General features: G+C 66.5%; 13 protein-coding genes. 9 read left to right on the forward strand and 4 right to left on the reverse strand.

What is annotated here, in order from left to right; genetic code table 11:
• The first annotated feature begins 75 nt into the window (after positions 1-75).
• The 4 genes from EV656_RS00960 (at position 76) to EV656_RS00975 (ending at position 4673) form a co-directional block, all read left to right on the forward strand.
• Positions 76-315, forward strand: coding sequence for a helix-turn-helix domain-containing protein (locus tag EV656_RS00960; protein ID WP_132598545.1), 240 nt, complete (start codon positions 76-78; stop codon positions 313-315).
• A gap of 17 nt (positions 316-332) precedes the next feature.
• Positions 333-2453, forward strand: a complete 2121-nt coding sequence (locus tag EV656_RS00965) for a site-specific integrase (protein ID WP_132598547.1) — start codon at positions 333-335, stop codon at positions 2451-2453.
• A 4-nt stretch (positions 2454-2457) separates the two neighbouring features.
• Positions 2458-3789, forward strand: coding sequence for a hypothetical protein (locus EV656_RS00970; RefSeq protein WP_132598549.1), 1332 nt, complete (start codon positions 2458-2460; stop codon positions 3787-3789).
• Positions 3790-4238: 449 nt separating this feature from the next.
• Entirely contained in the window at positions 4239-4673 is a 435-nt protein-coding gene (locus EV656_RS00975; RefSeq protein WP_132598551.1) for a hypothetical protein, read from the forward strand.
• A gap of 783 nt (positions 4674-5456) precedes the next feature.
• On the opposite strand, the gene guaB is transcribed toward EV656_RS00975, so the two are convergent.
• On the reverse strand, positions 5457-6905 hold the full coding sequence (gene guaB / locus EV656_RS00980; RefSeq protein ID WP_132598553.1) for an IMP dehydrogenase: 1449 nt from the start codon (positions 6903-6905) through the stop codon (positions 5457-5459).
• 209 nt (positions 6906-7114) lie between these two features.
• Here guaB and EV656_RS00985 point away from each other — a divergent pair, with 209 nt between their 5' ends.
• Both EV656_RS00985 and EV656_RS00990 read left to right on the forward strand, forming a co-directional pair.
• The gene (locus tag EV656_RS00985) at positions 7115-8329 is read left to right on the forward strand and encodes an acyl-CoA dehydrogenase (protein ID WP_132598555.1); all 1215 of its coding nucleotides are present in this window, start codon (positions 7115-7117) and stop codon (positions 8327-8329) included.
• Positions 8326-9495 carry a CaiB/BaiF CoA transferase family protein gene (locus EV656_RS00990; protein ID WP_132598557.1) on the forward strand — a complete coding sequence of 390 codons (1170 nt, stop codon included), beginning with the start codon at positions 8326-8328 and terminating at the stop codon, positions 9493-9495. The genes EV656_RS00985 and EV656_RS00990 overlap by 4 nt, the downstream gene beginning before the upstream one ends.
• Here the strand turns inward: EV656_RS00990 and selD are convergent.
• Positions 9492-10556 carry a selenide, water dikinase SelD gene (gene selD / locus EV656_RS00995; protein WP_132598559.1) on the reverse strand — a complete coding sequence of 355 codons (1065 nt, stop codon included), beginning with the start codon at positions 10554-10556 and terminating at the stop codon, positions 9492-9494. The two genes, EV656_RS00990 and selD, sit on opposite strands and share 4 nt — an antisense overlap.
• Before the next feature lie 189 nt (positions 10557-10745).
• On the opposite strand from selD, the gene EV656_RS01000 reads away from it, so the two are divergent.
• Positions 10746-11165 (forward strand): hypothetical protein, encoded by a 420-nt coding sequence (locus EV656_RS01000; protein ID WP_132598561.1) that lies wholly within the window; start codon positions 10746-10748, stop codon positions 11163-11165.
• Between the two features lie 43 nt (positions 11166-11208).
• Here EV656_RS01000 and EV656_RS01005 read toward each other — a convergent pair whose 3' ends face one another.
• Together EV656_RS01005 and EV656_RS01010 are read right to left on the reverse strand one after the other, a co-directional pair.
• A complete protein-coding gene (locus tag EV656_RS01005; RefSeq protein WP_165918909.1) occupies positions 11209-12945 on the reverse strand; it encodes a CAP domain-containing protein in 1737 nt (578 codons plus the stop codon).
• A gap of 102 nt (positions 12946-13047) precedes the next feature.
• Positions 13048-13830: a hypothetical protein gene (locus EV656_RS01010; protein WP_132598565.1), complete on the reverse strand. Its 783-nt coding sequence runs from the start codon at positions 13828-13830 to the stop codon at positions 13048-13050.
• A 184-nt stretch (positions 13831-14014) separates the two neighbouring features.
• Here EV656_RS01010 and EV656_RS01015 point away from each other — a divergent pair, with 184 nt between their 5' ends.
• Complete coding sequence (locus EV656_RS01015; RefSeq protein ID WP_132598567.1) at positions 14015-16720, forward strand: VWD domain-containing protein; 2706 nt, start codon at positions 14015-14017, stop codon at positions 16718-16720.
• A 180-nt stretch (positions 16721-16900) separates the two neighbouring features.
• Positions 16901-18850: a hypothetical protein gene (locus EV656_RS01020; protein ID WP_132598568.1), complete on the forward strand. Its 1950-nt coding sequence runs from the start codon at positions 16901-16903 to the stop codon at positions 18848-18850.
• The last annotated feature ends 6 nt before the right edge of the window (positions 18851-18856 follow it).

Genomic DNA, 18856 nt, shown 5'->3' on the forward strand with positions numbered 1-18856 from the left:
GCCTTTCACCTGCAATCCGCTTCCGGGCCGGGGGCACCGAACGAATATCCTCCCTGACCCTGCGAGGAGGATGGCATGATCGAAGAGCCCCTGCACGACACAGCGACGGTTGCAAAGCGATACGGCGTCAGCCCCAGGACGATCCGGGATTGGATCGAGAAAGGTTGCCCGACGCCGCAGGGACGCGTGAAGCTCCCGGCCGCGAAATTCGGACGTGGGTGGAAGATCCGCGGCGAGGACCTCCTGCTCTTCGAACATCGAGTCCGGCCCCGGCAGACGAGGCCGGCTCTCGATGTCGACGAGCCGGAGGACTGATTTCCGGAGGATGCCCCATGACATTGCAAGACGCGTTGCGCGCCTATCTCGACACCAGTGGCGAGTCGATGCGGTCCCTGTCGCTTCGCGCCGGACTCGGCGCAAAAGCGGTTGCCGATATCCTGTCCGGCAAGTCCCGCTATCCGACCCCGCGCACCGTCGCCGCGCTTACCGATGCCACGGGTACGCCGCTGCCCGCCCCGGAGCCTGAGCAGCGCATGACCTACGCCGCGCTGTTCCGGGCCCTGCGTGAGGGGGCCAGGGACGAGGCCGCGGCAAAACAGGCCGAGCGGCGCATCTCGCGCCTCACCTGGCTGCTGCGGAACGCGAACTGGATCGCGGAGACGACGATGGTCGATCGTCAGGCCGTCATCGCGTTCTTTGCCGCGAACACTCCCGCCACCTTTGGCCTGAAGAAGAGCAGCTATGCCACCTACAAGTACGATATCCTTGAGGTGATCGACACCGCCACGGGGCGCGGCCGGAAACGGACCATCGACGACATCGCCGGACCCTATCGCGCGATCCAGGATCGCGTCCGGCAAAGCGACCTGCCGCTGGATCTGAAGAACAATGCCGGCAGCTTTTTCGTCTATCTGCATGACGAGGGCATCGCGCCGGGTGAGATCACCACCGACACGCTGGCCGCCTATTTCGAACACCGGCTGTCCGTGGCGCGGACGACCGAGAAAACCTGCCGGAAACACGTGAAACGCGTCGCGGCCCTTCTGGCCCGGCTCACCCGCGACCCGGATTTCGCAGAATACGGGTTTGCCGCCCCGCCTCACCCGTTTCCCGACACCCGCGACAAGTTCGGCATCTCCGAGGCCACCATTGCGCCGCTGATAGCGGAATTCGACAGGCGCGTGGCCCCCTGGGTCCTCGGCGAGATGTCCCGGGACGGGCTGTCACGCGCAGAATTCATTGCGGTGCTCGACCGCGCGGTGGTCGAGGAGGATCCACGCAAGGCGCGCTTGCAGGCACGGAAACGGGCGCGGGGCAAGCGGTCGAAAGACGCCCGCCGCAACGAGAAGCTGTCAGAATCCGGCTTTCTGCTGCCGAACCAGCAATGGTCCGAACGGACGCTCGCCACGCGCCGCGCGCAGATCGTGGCCCTGGCCAAGGCGCTGGCGGCAGAAACAGGCTACGTGATCGACACCCTTGAGGACCTCACCGACCCGGATGTTGTCGAGGAAGCCGCCGACATCCTGGCGGAGATCAATGCCGGCGAGTTCCCCAGTTCCTACGTTGCCGTTGTCCTCAAGACGATCCGCAAGATAGCCGTGGGGCTGGTCGGCCGGGAAGCGGCCGATCTCGACGCGTTGTCGGAGCTGATCGAGGCCCATGCGACCGACGAAACCGCCATGTCCGAGCGCAACCTCGCAAAGCTGCGCGCCTTCACCGAAACGCAGATCGGCGCGTTTCTCGACCTGTCCAGCAAGATGTTGAATGACCTCAACGCGGAGGTCGACCGCCGGCGGCGACAGCAGAAACGGGAAACGGGTCGCCGGCCGGCGCGCCTCGAGGTCTATGACCGCGCGCTCGCGCAGCGGGTCATGCTCGTTCTCGCACATGATATCCTGCTGACACGCGCGCCACGGCGCGGGAACGTCACCGCGATCCGGTTGGACTGGATCCGCTGGCGCGAGGGCTGTGCGACGATCGTCGTGCCGAGCATCGGAGTAAAGGGTCGCGACGGACAGGACCCGGATCTGCTTATCCCGCTGGGACCGGCACAGAGCGACCTGCTGCGCGTGTTCATCGACCGGATTCGCGCCAAGGCCCTGCTGGACGGCGACGAGGAAAACCCGTTCCTCTTTCCCATCCAGGACATTGGCGGATCCCGTCGCAACCAGCCGTACAAGGCGCTCCTTGACCGGCTGTGCCGCGAGGTGCACGTCCGGATCGGGGTCCGGATCAACCCGCATCTCTACAGGCACCTGATCGGTTGGATCTGGCTGCGGGAAGACCCCGATCGCCTGCCGGAGGTGCAGAAGCTGCTGGGCCACAAGCGCCTGGAGACCACGCTCAAATTCTACATCGCGCTCGACGAGTCGCTTGCATTGCAGAGATGGCAGGATCACATCAATGAAAGACAGAAAAGACCCGATCGATTGCGCGCTCGCCTCGCTGCGTGAGGCCTTGGCCGGCGATCAGCCCGATGTCCTGGCCGCCGCCAGGGACTTCCTGGCGTGGCGGGGCACGCTCACGCCTGTTCCCGACCGGTCGGAGGCCGAGGCCTATCTTGCCGATCTGCGCGGGCGCCTGGGTGATAAATCGGCCCATCGCGTCTTCGGCTTCCTGTTGCCGGCGGCCGCTATGATATGGGGGCGGGCAGAAACCGCGCATCTTGCGCGGGTCCAGCGCGAGGCCCGATGCAGCATCAAGCCGGCCCGAAAGACCGAATGGGAGCGGGCCGAGCGGGCGATCGCGGCCCTGCCCGACGACTGGCAGGCGCCGTTCCACACGCATCTTGCGCGGTCCCGCGACAAGCCGAACGGCCACCGCCGGTCCGAAATCTGGAGCGCCAGCCATAGCGAGGCGGTCGCTTTGGCGCTGCGGTACTGGGCGACCTTCTGCGCGGCCTCCGGCTGCCCCCATCGTCCGACCGGTGAGACCCTGGAACGGTTCGCCCAGGCAAAACAGGCCGAGGGCGTCTCGGTATCGTCTGTCGCAGATTACATGGACCGGATCCGGTCCGGCTTCGCCATGGTTCTGGAGCCGGGGTTCGCCTCCGACGCCTGTGATTACGTCATCGCGGACTGGGAACAGCGCGGGAAATGCGAGGGGACGCCCACCAAGCGCACCGCCGACATCGTTCCAGCGACAGAGGTCTACGAGCTCGGATTCACGCTGATGACGGCCGCGGAGGCGCAGCCGTTTTACGGGATCGGCGCGGCCCGCAGCTATCGCAACGGCCTGATCCTGAGCGTCGGCACCGCCGTCCCGCAGCGGGCGCGAGCCCTTTCGGCGTTCGATTTCTCAACCACCTGCCGTCTGCTTGACAGGCCGTTGATCGCGATCCGGTTGCCCGGCACGGTTCTGAAACGGCGCGAACACCGCAAACAGGCACGGCCCTATTCAGCCACGTTCGAAAACGACCGGCTGTGGGCGGCGCTCGACCTCTACCGGCGCAAGTTCCGCCCGCTGTTCGATGACGGGACATGCCTGTTCCCGTCAGTCAAGGCGCCCGGCGCGGCGATTTCGGAAAAGCAGATCGGCCGTCTGGCCGCCGCGATTCTGAACAGGCATCTTGGCGTGAACGGGACGATTCATCATCTGCGCGACTATGTGGCCACGGAAGCCTCCGAAGAGATGCTGCATGGCGGACGGCTTGCCCCTGCCCTGCTCGATCACACGTCGGACGCGACCACAAAGCAGCATTACGACCACGCCGAGGGCCTGAAGGCCACCCGCACTCTTGCCGATTTCATCACGAAACGGCAGAGCAAGCGGCCCCGCCTCCTGGTCTGACGGCCGCTTCCGCAGGCCGCCGCAAACCGCCGTAATCGCTGCTTTTTCCGATGCGTGTTGAGAATGGGGCAGGATCACCCGCATGGGATGGACGGCACCCGTCTTCAACAATTTCCGCCCATCGCCGCAACCGCCGTCAAACGCCTGCCCAAAGGCCGGACGCGGCTTGACACGGCCCGGGGGAAGACCCGGATCCCCACCGGATGACGCCCGACAGATCATGCCAATCGGCCAGCCCGGGGCCTGGCAGCGCGGTGGGTGTCCGTCGCGGCCCCTCTGACGAGACCGCGACGGACACCCACCGCGCGAAAACGCAACCGGATCGGCGCAAGACACACCCCATACTGCTGCAAAAGAAGCGCGGCGATCCCCGAACCCCCGGATCAGGAAAGGAGGCACTCCCGGCATTGACGCTGTCGCATGGGGCGGCAGCACGCATGGAGGGAAACATGCACCACAACACTCAAACAGAACCACTGGAAGAGATGGCAGCATCCGCGCTCCGCCTCGGGCGGAACGTGGTGGCAATGGTCCGCGACCTGCGCCCCGGCGCGGACTCGCATGACGCGGCGTTCCTGCAGCGCTGTCTCGCCCCTTTGGGCGACAGCCGGGTTTTCAGCCGCCGGTACGACGGCGGGTTCGACACGGCCCTGACAAGGCTCCGCGCCCTTCGCGATGGCGAGGAGATCTACCGGCGCCGGGACTTCAGGGGCTTTCTGGACCCGGAGGGCGATGACGTCGGTATCGTGTGCGAGACGCCGGTATACACGGACCGTGGCGACCAGCTCGCCGCACTCGTGGAGCACCTTGAAGCGGTTATTGCCACGCGCCAGAGCCTCTTCGACCGGCAGGCCGCGGAACGCTTTCTCCTCGGCCGCACCTGAAACGCTGCATTCTGTTTGCTCAAGCGGACCGGGGCGGAAGACACCTTCCGCCCCGGCAATGATGGCTGTTCCGCCCCAGGACAAAGCTACTGTCTGAGAACGAGGGACAAGGACCATGTCTTTCAAACCTGGGAGAATCTGAGAGGTGAAGAGGGAAAGGCCGGACTCCAAAGACGACAAGAATGAAAAAGCCCCGGACATGCATACCCATGACCTATCTCTCATAGAGGTCGAGATGCAGACCCGGCACCCGATTACGAGTTGGCCTTCTGCGGCCAATCCCATTATTGCACACGAGGTTTCGCTTTCTTGATTGTATACGGTGGCGACAACGACGCGAGCATGAGACACACGATCCGATCCGAAGCAGCAGATATGCTAAGGGGATAAGTCTCCAAAGCCCCAAGTCCTTGAGGGCTCAAACGTCCGGTTCGCCATTCCTTCCCCCTGCCGTACTTGTCTGTGATCCAGGACATCACCGTAGGGAACACTTGACGATGCGTAACAGGTTCGCCGAAGCGCCCCAGAAAGAACAGGTCCAGTCAAGTGCTAGGAAGCAAAGGCTCGCTTATGATTATTGTGTCGGCGGACAACACGGAGCAACTGAGGGTTGCAAGGGAACGGGCACATCCCCTTCCTAAAATATTATTAGAATACCCAAGCAGGAAGGGATGCAGGGCTCCTCACAATGCATCCACTTTGCATCCATGTTTCTGCTCTGTTCTTGCGCTGTTCTGGTCAGTTCTGCCCTAAAACTGCATCCACTCGAAAATTTTATCCTTTTTACATAACGCGATAGTTAGGCGACTCTCTCGTAATCTGCACGTCGTGGACGTGGCTTTCCTTCAGCCCCGCGCCGGTGATCCGCACAAAGCGGCAGTTGGTGCGCATCGCGTCCACCGTGGCGCAGCCGGTATAGCCCATCGCGGCCCGCAGCCCGCCCACCAGCTGGTGGATCACCGCACCTGCCGCGCCCTTGTAGGGCACCTGGCCCTCGATCCCCTCGGGCACCAGCTTGTCGCTGGCGGCGTCTTTCTGGAAGTAGCGGTCGGCAGAGCCGCGCGCCATCGCGCCCAGGCTGCCCATGCCGCGATAGGATTTGAACGAGCGGCCCTGGTACAGGATCACCTCGCCCGGGGATTCCTCGGTGCCCGCCAGCATGGACCCCACCATCGCGCAGGACGCGCCCGCCGCGATCGCCTTGGCAAAATCGCCCGAGAACTTGATGCCCCCATCGGCGATGATCGGCACGTCGCCCGCCGCCTGCGCGCAATCCATGATCGCGGTCAGCTGGGGCACGCCCACGCCCGCCACCATGCGCGTCGTGCAGATGGACCCCGGCCCGATGCCGACCTTGACGCCGTCGGCACCCGCATTGATCAGGGCGCGGGTGGCCTCGGCCGTGGCCACGTTACCCGCCACCACCTGAACGTCGCTGCTGGCCTGCTTGATCCGCGTCACCGCCTTGGCCACGCCTTCGGAATGGCCATGGGCGGTATCGATCACGATCAGGTCAACGCCCGCGTCGATCAGCGCCTCTGAGCGTTCAAAGCCCGCATCGCCCACGGTGCTTGCCGCCGCGACACGCAGCCGGCCCAGATCGTCCTTGCAGGCCTGCGGGTTCATCACCGCCTGCTCGGTATCCTTCAGCGTCAGCAGGCCGGTCAGCTTGCCCGCGCCGTCGGTAATCAGCAGCTTCTCGATCCGGCGCTCCTTCATCAGGTTCAGCGCCTCTGTCCGGTCAACGGGTTCGCGCAGGATCGCCAGGTTGTCCGAGGTCATCATCGCGCTGACCGGGGTCGCGTCGCTGGTGGCAAAGCGCATGTCGCGGTTGGTGAGGATGCCGACGACATGGCCGCGTTCGTCCACCACCGGGAAGCCGGTGAAATTATAGCGTTCGATCAGGGCCTTGGCGTCGGCAAGGGTCTGATCGGGGGTCAGAGTGATCGGGGTGTAGACAACCCCGGATTCGAACCGCTTGACCCGGCTCACCTCGCGCGCCTGTTCATCCACGTCCAGGTTGCGGTGGATCACCCCGATGCCGCCGGTCTGTGCCATGGCGATGGCCATCCGGTGTTCGGTCACCGTGTCCATCGCGGAACTGACCAGCGGAATGTTCAGCCTGATCGACCGGGTGATCCACGTGGCGGTATCGGCCTGGTTGGGCAGCACCGAACTGGCAGCCGGAACGAGCAGGACATCGTCGAAGGTCAGGGCCTCGCGAATCTCCATGGGGCGGTCTCCTCGGGAGGTTTCGTTTGGCACGTCCCTATCCCACGGGGCCGGGCAAAAGGAAAGGGGGAATGGCATCTGCCCCGCCTCTGGTCGGCGCATGGCGCCCCTGCCCCAAGGGGCATGGCATCCCCTGCCCAAGCCCCCTATCGTCACACTCGACCGCATGGCATATCCGTTGCTGTAATTTCGGACGAGGAGATGGAAAGATGGCTGACGCACAGGCCCCGGGGTTTGGCCCTTCGCTTGCGCAATTCGACTGGGCGGACCCTTTCGCGCTGCGCACGCAACTGAGCGAGGATGAGCGCATGGTGGCCGACAGCGCCGCCGCCTATGCCGCCGACAAGCTGGCCCCCCGTGTGACCGAGGCCTATCTGAACGAAACCGTCACCCCCGAGGTTTTCGCCGAGATGGGCGAAATGGGCCTGCTGGGCGTCACCATCCCCGAACAATACGGCGGGCTGGGCGCGGGCTATGTCACCTATGGCCTTGTCGCGCGCGAGGTGGAGCGGGTGGATTCCGGCTATCGCTCGATGCTCAGCGTGCAATCGTCGCTGGTGATGTATCCGATCCACGCCTACGGCACCGAGGAGCAGCGCGCGAAATACCTGCCGAAGCTGGCCTCGGGCGAATGGATCGGCTGTTTCGGCCTGACCGAACCCGATGCCGGGTCCGACCCCGCGGGGATGAAGACCGTCGCAAAAAAGGTGGACGACGGCTATGTCCTGTCGGGTGCCAAGATGTGGATTTCCAACAGCCCCATTGCAGATGTCTTTGTCGTCTGGGCCAAATCCGAGGCCCATGGCGGCAAGATCAAGGGCTTTGTCCTTGAAAAGGGAATGAAGGGGCTGTCCGCCCCCAAGATCGAGCGCAAGCTGTCCCTGCGCGCCTCTGTCACCGGCGAAATCGTCATGGACGGGGTCGAGGTCGGCGAAGACGCGCTGCTGCCCGGCGTCGAGGGGCTGAAAGGGCCGTTCGGCTGTTTGAACCGCGCGCGCTATGGCATCGCCTGGGGCGTCATCGGCGCGGCCGAGGATTGCTGGCACCGCGCCCGCACCTACGGGCTGGAGCGCACCCAGTTCAACCGCCCGCTGGCGCAGACCCAACTGTTCCAAAAGAAACTGGCCGACATGCAGACCGAAATCGCCCTGGGCCTGCAGGCGGCCCTGCGCGTGGGCCGCATGATGGACGAGGGGCAGGCCGCCCCGGAAACCATCAGCCTGATCAAGCGGAACAATTGCGGCAAGGCGCTGGATATCGCGCGCATGGCCCGCGACATGCATGGCGGCAACGGGATCATGGCCGATTATCATGTCATCCGGCATTCCCAGAACCTGGAAACCGTGAACACCTACGAGGGCACCCACGACATCCACGCGCTGATCCTGGGCCGGGCGCAGACGGGGCTGCAGGCCTTCGCATGAGCGGGCCGCTGGCAGGCATCAAGGTTCTGGAACTGGCCCGCATCCTGGCCGGTCCCTGGATCGGGCAGGTGCTGGCCGATCTGGGGGCCACCGTCATCAAGGTCGAAAGCCCGGCGGGCGACGACACCCGCACATGGGGCCCGCCCTTCATCGACCGCCCCCAGGGCGGCGAGGATCATCCCTCTGCCGCCTATTTCTATGCGGCCAATCGCGGGAAGCGGTCCATCGCGGCCGATTTCCGCAACCCCGACGACCTGGCACTGGTGCGCGATCTGGCGGCGCAGGCCGACGTGCTGGTGGAAAACTTCAAGCTGGGGGGGCTGGCGAAATTCGGGCTGGACTATGCGAGCCTGGCGCCCGCCAATCCCGGCCTTGTCTATTGTTCGATCACCGGCTTCGGCCAGGATGGCCCCTACGCGGCGCGGGCGGGATACGACTATCTCATCCAGGGCATGTCCGGGCTGATGTCGGTCACCGGCACGCCCGAGGGCGAACCGATGAAGGTGGGCGTTGCCGTCACCGATATCGTGACGGGCCTTTATGGCGTGATCGGCGTCCAGGCCGCGCTGGCGCAGCGGGCGCAAACCGGCAAGGGGCAGCATGTGGATATGTCGCTCTTGGATTGCGCGACCGCGATGATGGCCAACCAAGCGATGAATTACCTGGCCACCGGCCACCCGCCGGGGCGGATGGGCAATCAGCACCCCAATATCGTGCCCTACCAGGTTTTTGCCGTGGCCGATGGCGCCGTCATCATCGCCGCCGGAAACGATGGCCAGTTCCAGCGCCTGTGCGAGGTGCTGGAACGCGACGAGCTGGCAAGCGATCCCCGGTTCCGCAGCAACCGCGACCGCGTGGAAAACCGCGCCGCACTGATCGACGCGCTGTCGCAGGCCCTGGCGGGCTGGACCCGGTCCGACCTGCTGGTCCGGCTGGAGGCGGCCGTGGTCCCCTCGGCCCCGATCAACGACATGGCCGACGTGTTCGCCGATCCGCAGGTGATTTCGCGCGGGCTGAAGGTCACGCCAGAGGGTATCGCGGGCGTGCGCACGCCGCTGGTCTTTTCCGACAGCGCGCTGGCACTGGACCGGTCCGCCCCGCGGCTGGACGCCGATGGCCCGGCGATCCGCGCGCGCGGCTGGGACGGGGTAGACGGGAACGGTTAGCGCAGGATGACGCGCGGCCCCTCGGCCCCGGCGGCGGCACTTTCGCCGATGACGGCCGCACGGGCAAAGCCGTGGTCGCGGAAGATGTCCATCACCTGCCCCACCGCCTGCGGCGCGCAGCTGACCAGCAGCCCGCCACTGGTCTGCGGATCGGTCAGCAGCGCGCGCTCCAGATCGGAAAAGCCCTCTGGCAGCACCACGTCCTGACCGTAGCTTTCCCAGTTGTTGCGCGCCGCCCCAGTGGCGAAATCGGCCAGCAACTCGCGCACCGGCCCCATCACCGGCACCGCATCCCAGTCGATGGACAGGGTGCAGCCCGACCCCCGCGCCATTTCCAGCCCGTGCCCGGCCAGGCCAAAGCCGGTGACATCGGTCAGCCCGTGCACCCCCTCCAGCGCGGCCAGATCGGGGCCGGGGGTGTTCAGCGCGGTGGTGGTGGCCAGCATCTCGGCATAGCCGTCCTCGGTCAGCCGGCCCTTTTTCAGCGCGCCAGCCAGGATGCCGGTGCCCAGCGGCTTGCCCAGCACCAACACATCGCCGGGGCGCGAGCCGCCATTCTTGCGCACCCGGTCGGGATGCACCGTGCCAAGGGCAACCAGCCCATAGATCGGTTCGACGGAATCGATCGTGTGCCCGCCCGCGATGGGGATGCCCGCGGCGTTGCAGGCCGCAGCGCCACCCTCAAGAATTCGGGCGATGGCGCCGCGCGAAAGTTTCGCCAGCGGCATCGCCACCAGCGCCAGCGCCAGGATCGGGCGGGCGCCCATCGCATAGACATCGCTGATCGCGTTGGTCGCGGCGATGCGCCCGAAATCGAAGGGGTCGTTGACGATGGGCATGAAGAAATCGGTGGTGGCGACCAGCGCCTGTTCGTCGTTCAGCCGATACACCGCCGCGTCGTCGGACGTGGCCGCCCCCACCAGCAATTCCTCGGGCATGACCATGCCTGCGGTGCCCTTCAGCAGGTCCGCCAGGATGCCCGGCGCGATCTTGCAGCCGCAGCCGCCCCCGTGGGACAGCGAGGTCAGGGGCGGATCGGTGGGGCTGCAACTGTCGCTCATGGAACTCTCCGGCTGGGCGTTGACCGCATCCGCGATAGGCCCGCCCCACGATCCTGTCAACACGGGCGGGGGTCGGCGGGCACTCTCACAATCGCTTGACCCGTGGGGGCGGCAGGGGGCGCATGGCTTGCCCCAAGGCATTGGCAAACCATCTGTTCATGCAGGACAACCATGAACAGGAAGGATACCATGACCGACAAGCTCACCTCCGACGCGACGCCGCTGTCCAGCCGCATGGGGTGGCCGCTGCTCAGCGGTCGCAAATCGAATGTCGAGCTGAAGACAGGCAATCCCACGCCGTTTTCCAACATCCTGGGCTGGCCCCTGCTGTCGGAAAAACGCGCAACCGTGGTCAGCCTGAATTCGGTCGATCCGACGCCGTTCTCGTCCTGGCTGAAGCTGCCCCTGCTCAGCGGTCGCGGCTCCAACGTGGAACTGATGACGGGTAACCCGACGCCGTTCTCCGCGATGATGAAATGGCCGCTGCTCAGCGACAAGCCGACCATGTTCGATGGCGAGTTGCAGACCGGCAGCGGCGGCGCCACCGGCGGCAGCGACCCGATCAGCAAGTTCTTTCGCCAGATCATCACCGGCGAAGTGCAGAAATGATCCTTGCGGCCTGCGCCCCCGGCGCGGGCCGCCCGGCGGCGGGTCAGACCGCCGCCATGTCCCCGATCAGGATGGCGGTCAGCGACACGTCCAGATCGGCGCCCAACGCGGCAATCTGAATTCCCGTTTCCACCGCGGCATTGCCCGCATCCAGGCCCAGCCCGCCCCAATCGGTCGCGGCATCGAAAAATGCCCAGTGCGGCGCGTTTTCAGTATCCAGCCCGACGGCGTAGCGCAGCACGTCCAGCGCGTCGGCAGCCGTGACACGGCCATCGCCGGTCACGTCAGCCGCGACGAAGTTCTGCGATTCCGCCGGTCCGAAGGACGGCGCCAGCCCCACGGCCATACGCAGCACGTCCAGCGCGTCAGCGGCAGTGATGGCCGGGTCCGTCGCGGCGTTGTGCGGGCGCGATGCATCCAGATGGCCGGCATCGCCAACCTCTAGCCCCAGGGCGAACAGGCCGTCCGGCCCACTCATCATGCCGTGGGTCGGCCAGTCGCTGCCCGCGGGGGTAAAGGCCACCTGCGCCCCGGCAACGTCATCGTCGGCCAGTGTGCCCAGATGCCCGGTCAGCGCGATCGGACCGTCGCCCGGCTCCAGCTCGGGGTCGCCCAGGCCCGGCGGGGTATGGTCGCCATCGGCAAAACGCAGCGTGCTGACATTGCTCAGGGTGTTGGTGCCCTGGTTGGTGGTGTCTGTGCGCAGATCGGTGACGGTCACGACATCGGACAGGACAGAGATGTCGTAATCCGCAAGATTACCGCTGAAGACGACGATATCGTCGCCCCCTGCCCCGTCGATCACGTTGTCGCCGCGCCCGGCGATCAGCAGATTGTCCAGGTCGTTGCCGGTCAGGCTCAGGTCCGCGACACCCAGCAGCGCGGCCTCTGTCGCGCCTGTGCCCAGCACCATATCGGCCGAACTTAGCAGCCGCGTGCCGTTCACCAGATCCAGCTTGACGTTCTGCCCATCCATCCAGACCGTCGCGCTCAGCGATGCGCCCCCCTGATCGAAGGTCACGGTCACCGCGTCGCTGGCCCCCGACAGGGCCAGCGCATAACCGCCCGCGCCGAGCGTGTCAGTCGCGGCGCCAGAGGTCGACACGCCGATACCGGCCGCCCCCTCGCCCAGAGAATAGAAATCGTTGCCGTCCGTGTCGTCATAGGCAACGCCGGTCAGGAACAGGTCAGTGCCCGACAGGGCAAAGACCTGGGTCAGCATCGAGGCGTTGAAATTGTAATACTGCCCGTCGGTACTCTGGGCATAGAACTGGCCCAACTCTTGCGCGATGCCGGTTTCGCGGAACTGGGCGGCCAGCAGGTTCACACGGTGACCGGCGCTCAGGAACAGGCCCTCGTGGTGGGACAGGGTCGCCGCATCTGCATCCAGGCTGCCCGAGGTGCCGATCCAGGCGATGTTTTCGCCCCAACTCCACGCCCCCTCGAAAACATAGCCCGCACTGTCCATCCGGTCGCCGGGCGAACTGCCATAAGGGGCCGGATCGGGCGCGTTATGGGCAAAATAGTCGCGGTCCAGCATGTCATCTGAATGCCGCTCTGCGGCGAGCGCCAGAAACGCGTCATAGACCAGCGGCTGTTTGGCATCCGGGGTCAGATCTTCGCCGGAATGGCTGGCGGGGGTATCGTCGGGCTTGCCGGGGGTCGGGTCGTTCAGGCCGATGCCATAGCGCGCCGCCTCGGCTGCGGGGTCCAGGCGCGCCCGGTTGATCAATTCCAGGAACAACTGCTCGCGGGCGTCGGGTTCCAGCAGCAGCGGCATGCGCATCTCTCCGTTTCGGCGGTCGCGGCGTTACGCAGACGGGTACGATGATGCCTGCTCTGCCAATGACGGTAAAGCCCGTTATGCCGGCGCTGGCCGCGCTCAGCGCCCCCGCGGCAGTGCCATGCTCAGCGCTGCGCCGCCGCGCAGCAAGGCGGTGTCGTCGCCGTGGCTGCGGCCCTCGGCAAACAGCGCAAGCGCCGCGCGCCCCCGCATCACCGGCACGTGATAGCGCGTCCCCAGCGTGGCATAGTCCAGCCGCTGGCGATACCGCGTGTCCAGCGCCAGCAGCGCCGAGTCGATGCGCAGGCGGGAATCGACATAGCGCGTCCCCACCCCGGCGGCGACCGACAGATCGCCCGGCAGCAGGCTCTGCCCGATACGACGGACCAGCACGGCCTCGGCCTCGGCAAAGCGGGTGTCGGCCACGATATCGATCGGATCCTTGAACACCCCGGCCCCGGCGGGCAGGAAATGCCGCCCGCGCCCCTGGCCCGTGCGCAGCCGCCCCTCGACCTGCCAGCCGGGGGATAGCGGCCGCTGCGCCACCAGCCCCAGCGTCGTTTCCCAGGATGACCGCGTGGTATAGGCGACGGTCCCGTCCAGCAGCCCGCCACCGCCACCGGCACCGCCGCTGCCAGCGCCCCCCAGCAGGCTACCGCCATCGCCGACAAAGCTGCGCACCGCGTGGTCCAGCGCGGCGGGGGCATAGGCCTGATCCTCTTGCGCAAGGCCGATTTCGGGCCGCAAATCCAGATCCGGGCCGGAACAGCCCGCTGCCGCCAGGCCCGCGGCAACCGCCCCGGCCAGGGCGTGGCGACGCCCCCGCACGGCAGGGCGCCGACACGCCGCACCACCAGGGCCGCGGGGGTTGATCCAGATCATGGTTACCACCTCGCGAAGGCCGGACGATATCGGCGAGGAGTGTTCTATCATGCCGTATCTTGTGGATTTTTTCCCCGAAAACAAGGCACCGATTCATGCGGTGGCGACAGGCAGGAACACGCACCCAACGGCCCGGGTTCAGGTTTTTCCCGCCCGCGGCGCCCTTTACTGACAGGAGCTCCAGATGAGCGACATCATCATCACACCCGGCTTCAAGGATCTGCTTGAAAACGATGCCATCCTGCCCGAGTTGAAGAACTTCACCCTGGATTTCCTGGGCGAGATCGAGGGCCTGGACGATACCGTTCGCGCAACCCCCGGCTATAGCCTGACCAGTACGCTGGTGCAGATCTTCGAACAGGGGCAGGATCCGGACTATTCCGGCCTGTATACCCTGTCCTTCGGCGGTAGCGGCATCGGCCCGGTCAGCACCCTGGACGAGCTGGAACAGGCCATCATGGAGGGCGTCGCAACCGGCGTGATCGACGAGGTCACGCTGGATTACGAGGGCACCGAGATCATGTCGCTGGACGTGGCGGCGGACAGCTATTCGCTGGTGTCCGGCAATCAGTCCCTGGAACTGGTCGGTACCTTCCCCACGTCGCTGGCCGATTTCGGCGAACTAGTCTCGATGATGGATCGTATGGACGACATCATCTACATGGACGGCGCCGAGCGCGCGGCCTTCGTCGCGCCGCTGATGAAGTATGACATCACCGAGGTCACGCTTTACGATGGCACGGCCGAGATCGCCCAGATCGCCTTTGATTTCGATGCCGGCACCTTTGCGGTCACGGCGGGCGGCTATACGCTGGATGCCGCCATTACCACCCCGCCGCTGCCCGATCTGCTGCAAACGCTGATCGCACTGGACATGGATTGGGGCGAGGGCGGGCTGGATATGCCGCATCTGCGGCTTTACGGCCCTGATGGCAGCCTTCTTGATCAGGCCCTGCCCGATCCCGACATGCCCGCCGGGCATGGCAGCATGGCGTTGATCGAGGACTTCGTCGCCCCGGAAACCGGGCGCTATTACCTGTCCGCCGCATCGGTGAACGACATCGGCGTCGGGTTCTACGACCTGAACTATAGCGGCGGTCCCGAACTCGACCCCGAAAGCATCGTTGAAGATGCCGATGCCCCGGCCAACATGGGCACGCCCTACTACGTGCCGTCCTGGGGGGCCTATAGCGGGCTGATCTACGGCGAGGGCGACCGCGACTGGGTCTATGTCGACCTGGAGCAGGGGGAAACCTATTCCTTCTTCATGTGGGGCTTCTGGGAGCCGCCCTGGCAATTCGAGGGGTATGCCCTGGGGCCGATCACGATGACCGACCCGGACGGGGAAACCATCCTGTCGATCCCCGAAACGCCGATCACCAGCGAATGGCAATTGCAGGAACTGCTGGACGAGATCAGCGACGTGCTGGAGGCCCTGGGCCTGCCGCCGCTGCCCGACGATCTGCTGGGCCTGAACAGCGGCGACCCGCATCTGCTGACGCTGGACGGGGTCGCCTACGACTTCCACGCGGCGGGCGAATACGTGCTGACGCGGGCAACCGATGGGTCGGATTTCGAGGTGCAAGCCCGGATGAGCCCGGTCGGCCCCAATGTCACCGCCAACGTGGCCGCCGCGGTGCAACTGGACGGCGGCGCGGTGATGATCGACCCCCTGGCCGACAGCGTGCTGACCGTGAACGGCGCGGCAACGACGATCGCCGATGGCAGCATGACCTTTGTCGGGGACGACCGCATCTATCGTGAGGGGGACACCTACACCCTGATCCACACCCGCGACGGCGATCTGGAAACCGGCTACAGCGCCGTTGTCGTTACCGTGGTCGATGACCGCGTGGACATCACCGTTGCGCTGGACAGCTACTGGGCCGGCAATGTCGAGGGCCTGCTGGGCAATGCCAATGGCAACCAGGCCGACGATGTGGCCCTGGCCGATGGCACGGCACTGGCCCGGCCGCTGGCCTTTGACGACCTCTACGGCCAGTATCGCGACGACTGGCGCGTGGACAGCGAGGGCGAAAGCCTGTTCACCTATGGCGCCGGGCTGGGACCGGACAGCTATTACCTGCCCGACTACCCCACCGGCATGACCGGGCTGGACGACTTTACCCAGGATCAGATCGACGCCGCCGAGGCCGCCGTTGCCGGCAGCGGGTTGACGCCGGGCACGGTCGCCTTTCAGCAGGCGGTGCTGGACTATCTGCTGACCGGGGACGAGTCCTATATCGACAGCGCCCAGGGCGCCCAGCAGGTCATCGACGACCGCCCGGGCGAGGCACCGCCGGTCGATCAGCCCGACACCGATGGCGGCGGGCTGGACGGGCTGGTGGTCCTGTCGGGCACGATCAGCGACACCCAGGGCGCCGACCTGCCGGATGCGACCATCACGTTCCAGCCCACCGGGCGCAGCGTGAACCTGATCGACGTGACTCAGGGCAATGGCGACTATGCCTTCGACCTGGTCAACGGCGCCAGCGGCCATCTGGACGGCACGCGCGATTATGACAGCGCCGGCGATCCCGCGATCACCGCCGCCGACGCGCTGGACGTGCTGCGCCTTGCGGTGGGGCTGACCCCGTCCTTTGGGGCGGCGCAGGCGCAGAACTTCGTTGCGGCCGATGTCAACGGCGATGGCCGTGTCACCGCGGCCGACGCGCTGGACGTGCTGCGCTTTGCGGTCGGGCTGGACACCGACAATGCGCCGCGTTGGGAATTCTTCGATTCCGACACCGATTGGGACGGGCTGGGCCTGGACGCGGGCAATTCGGCGGTGGAAACCGGCGCCGATATCGCCGCGCTGGCCACCAGCCTGGAGGCACCCATGACTGCCATCCTGATCGGCAACATGGACGAGGTCAGCATTCCCGCCTGACCCATTTGCGGGGGCGCCAAGGCGCCCCGGCCCACCCTTTCGATCCGGGTGGCCCCCAGCGGGACCGCCCGCATTTTTCGAAAATCGGCGCTAAACGCCCCGCTTTGGCCATGACCCGGGCCAAGGCCCCGACCGCCTGCCTGCGCAGCCTTCCGCGCGGTGGATCAGGCGAGGTGGGCCATGAAACTGCAGGTGCAGGGCAGGGCCGGCACCGGGCGCGGCATGTTCGGGTCCGGGGTGACGGATTCGGTGTTGCTGGAAACGGCGGCGGGCAGCGTCCTGCTGGCCGGAACGGACCGCAATGGCGGGCTGCTGTCCTTTGCCATTCGCACGGACGGCACGCTGGATCCGATGCAGGCCCTGCCCTTTGCCCCCGCCGTCGCGGACAGCGTCACCGGGCGGCTGGCCCTGGCCGCTGACGAGCGGGGGCCGGTGCTGTTCGTGGGCGGCGGCGATACCGCGCTGATCGGCTATCGGGTGGGCGCGGACGGGCAGTTGGGGGATGTTGTCACCCTGGACCGCGACACCGCCCGCGACCGCATCGCGGCGGGCGATGATGCGCTACTGCGGGCCTGGTCGCTGCAGGGCGATGCGGGCACGGGTCTTTTGCCCACAGGCGACTGGCAGACGGGGACCGTGGGCCTGCATGTCGCGCAGCAGGGCGATAGCGCGCGCGTTCTGGCGCTGAGCGGGGCTGACGACAACCTGGCCGTGATGGCACGCGACGGCAGCGGAACCCTCACCCGCTATGGCGCGATCCACGGGCTGGGCATCGCAGCCCCGACCGCGCTGGAGGTGGTGGAAACCGACCAGGGCTGCTGGGCCATCGTCGCCGGGGCAGAAAGCGGTTCGCTGTCCGTCCTGGAACTGCAGGCCGATGGCACGGTGCGCGCGACCGACCATGTCCTGGACACGCTGGGCACGCGGTTTGCCGGGGTGCAGGCGCTGGCCAGCGTCCGCTATGGCGCGGCCAATCTGGTGGTGGCCGGGGGCAGCGACCAGGGCCTGACGCTGTTCCTGCTGTCAGAGGCCGGGCGGCTGATCTGGCTGGACAGCCTGGCCGATCCCACGGGCGACACGCTCTATAACATCACGACCCTGTCGGCGACGGTCACGGGCGACACGCTGGTCGTCACCGCCGGGTCGCAGCGCGATCCGGGGCTTGCCATCGTGACCGCCGCGCTGGACGGGCTGGGGCTGGTCGGGGAACAGGCGATGGGCGGGCCGGACGACGACATCCTGATCGCGACGCCCGATACCCCGATCCTGACCGGCGGCGGCGGGGCGGGTGTGTTCGTCCTGCGGATGCAGGAAGGGCCGGTGATGGTCAGCGATTTCCAGCCCGGCCTGGACCGGCTGGACCTGTCGGACCTGCCGATGTTGCGCGCCCCCGGACAACTGGACATCACCCCGACCGTGGATGGCGCGCTGATCGGGTATCGCGGCTTTACAGCGCAAATCCTGTCCTTCGACGGCATGTCGCTGTCGGCGGCGGATCTGTTCGGCGCCACCTTTCCCTGGCCCGACCGGCTGTTTTTCGTTGATGGGGAATTGACGGGGGGCGGGCAATCCGCGGGCGGGGCCAGCGGCGGCAGCGACCCGCCCGCACCGCTGGACGGCCCCCATGTGCTGGGCCCCGACGGGGCGGGCCTGGGGGAAACCATGATCGTCTTTCAGCCCGACGACGGGGGCACGCCGGTTCTGATCGAAACGGATGCGGCGGGGGGATTTACCCTGCCGGACAACGCGGCGGGAACATTGGACCTGACCCGGTTTCACACCGGCGGCGACCCCGCCATCACCGCCGCCGACGCGCTGGAGGTGCTGCGCATGGCCGTCGGCCTGGCGCCCTCTTTCGGGGCGGCGCGGCCGCAGGATTTCATCGCCGCCGATATCGACGGCAGCGGGCAGGTCACCGCCGCCGACGCGCTGGGGGTGCTGCGCCACGCGGTCGGGCTGGACAGCGATCATGCGCCGCACTGGGTGTTCGTGGACAGCGCCGCCGATCTGAACGGCATCGACGCGCGCAATGTGGCCTATGAAACCGGCGTTACACTGGCCGGGCTGGAACCGGCGCAGGATCTGTCCGTAACCGGCATCCTGCTGGGCAATATCGGCGACACCGCATAGGCGGCG

The sequence above is a fragment of the Rhodovulum adriaticum genome, assembly GCF_004345735.1.
GTDB classification, from domain to species: Bacteria; Pseudomonadota; Alphaproteobacteria; order Rhodobacterales; family Rhodobacteraceae; genus Rhodovulum; species Rhodovulum adriaticum.

Excerpts from the sequence above, each read along its gene's own strand:
- EV656_RS00960 (WP_132598545.1), top strand. The coding sequence starts at position 76 with ATGATCGAAGAGCCCCTGCACGACACAGCGACGGTTGCAAAGCGATAC.
- EV656_RS00965 (WP_132598547.1), top strand. The coding sequence starts at position 333 with ATGACATTGCAAGACGCGTTGCGCGCCTATCTCGACACCAGTGGCGAG.
- EV656_RS00975 (WP_132598551.1), top strand. The coding sequence starts at position 4,239 with ATGCACCACAACACTCAAACAGAACCACTGGAAGAGATGGCAGCATCC.
- guaB (WP_132598553.1), bottom strand. The coding sequence starts at position 6,905 with ATGGAGATTCGCGAGGCCCTGACCTTCGACGATGTCCTGCTCGTTCCG.
- EV656_RS00985 (WP_132598555.1), top strand. The coding sequence starts at position 7,115 with ATGGCTGACGCACAGGCCCCGGGGTTTGGCCCTTCGCTTGCGCAATTC.
- EV656_RS00990 (WP_132598557.1), top strand. The coding sequence starts at position 8,326 with ATGAGCGGGCCGCTGGCAGGCATCAAGGTTCTGGAACTGGCCCGCATC.
- selD (WP_132598559.1), bottom strand. The coding sequence starts at position 10,556 with ATGAGCGACAGTTGCAGCCCCACCGATCCGCCCCTGACCTCGCTGTCC.
- EV656_RS01000 (WP_132598561.1), top strand. The coding sequence starts at position 10,746 with ATGACCGACAAGCTCACCTCCGACGCGACGCCGCTGTCCAGCCGCATG.
- EV656_RS01005 (WP_165918909.1), bottom strand. The coding sequence starts at position 12,945 with ATGCCGCTGCTGCTGGAACCCGACGCCCGCGAGCAGTTGTTCCTGGAA.
- EV656_RS01010 (WP_132598565.1), bottom strand. The coding sequence starts at position 13,830 with ATGATCTGGATCAACCCCCGCGGCCCTGGTGGTGCGGCGTGTCGGCGC.
- EV656_RS01015 (WP_132598567.1), top strand. The coding sequence starts at position 14,015 with ATGAGCGACATCATCATCACACCCGGCTTCAAGGATCTGCTTGAAAAC.
- EV656_RS01020 (WP_132598568.1), top strand. The coding sequence starts at position 16,901 with ATGAAACTGCAGGTGCAGGGCAGGGCCGGCACCGGGCGCGGCATGTTC.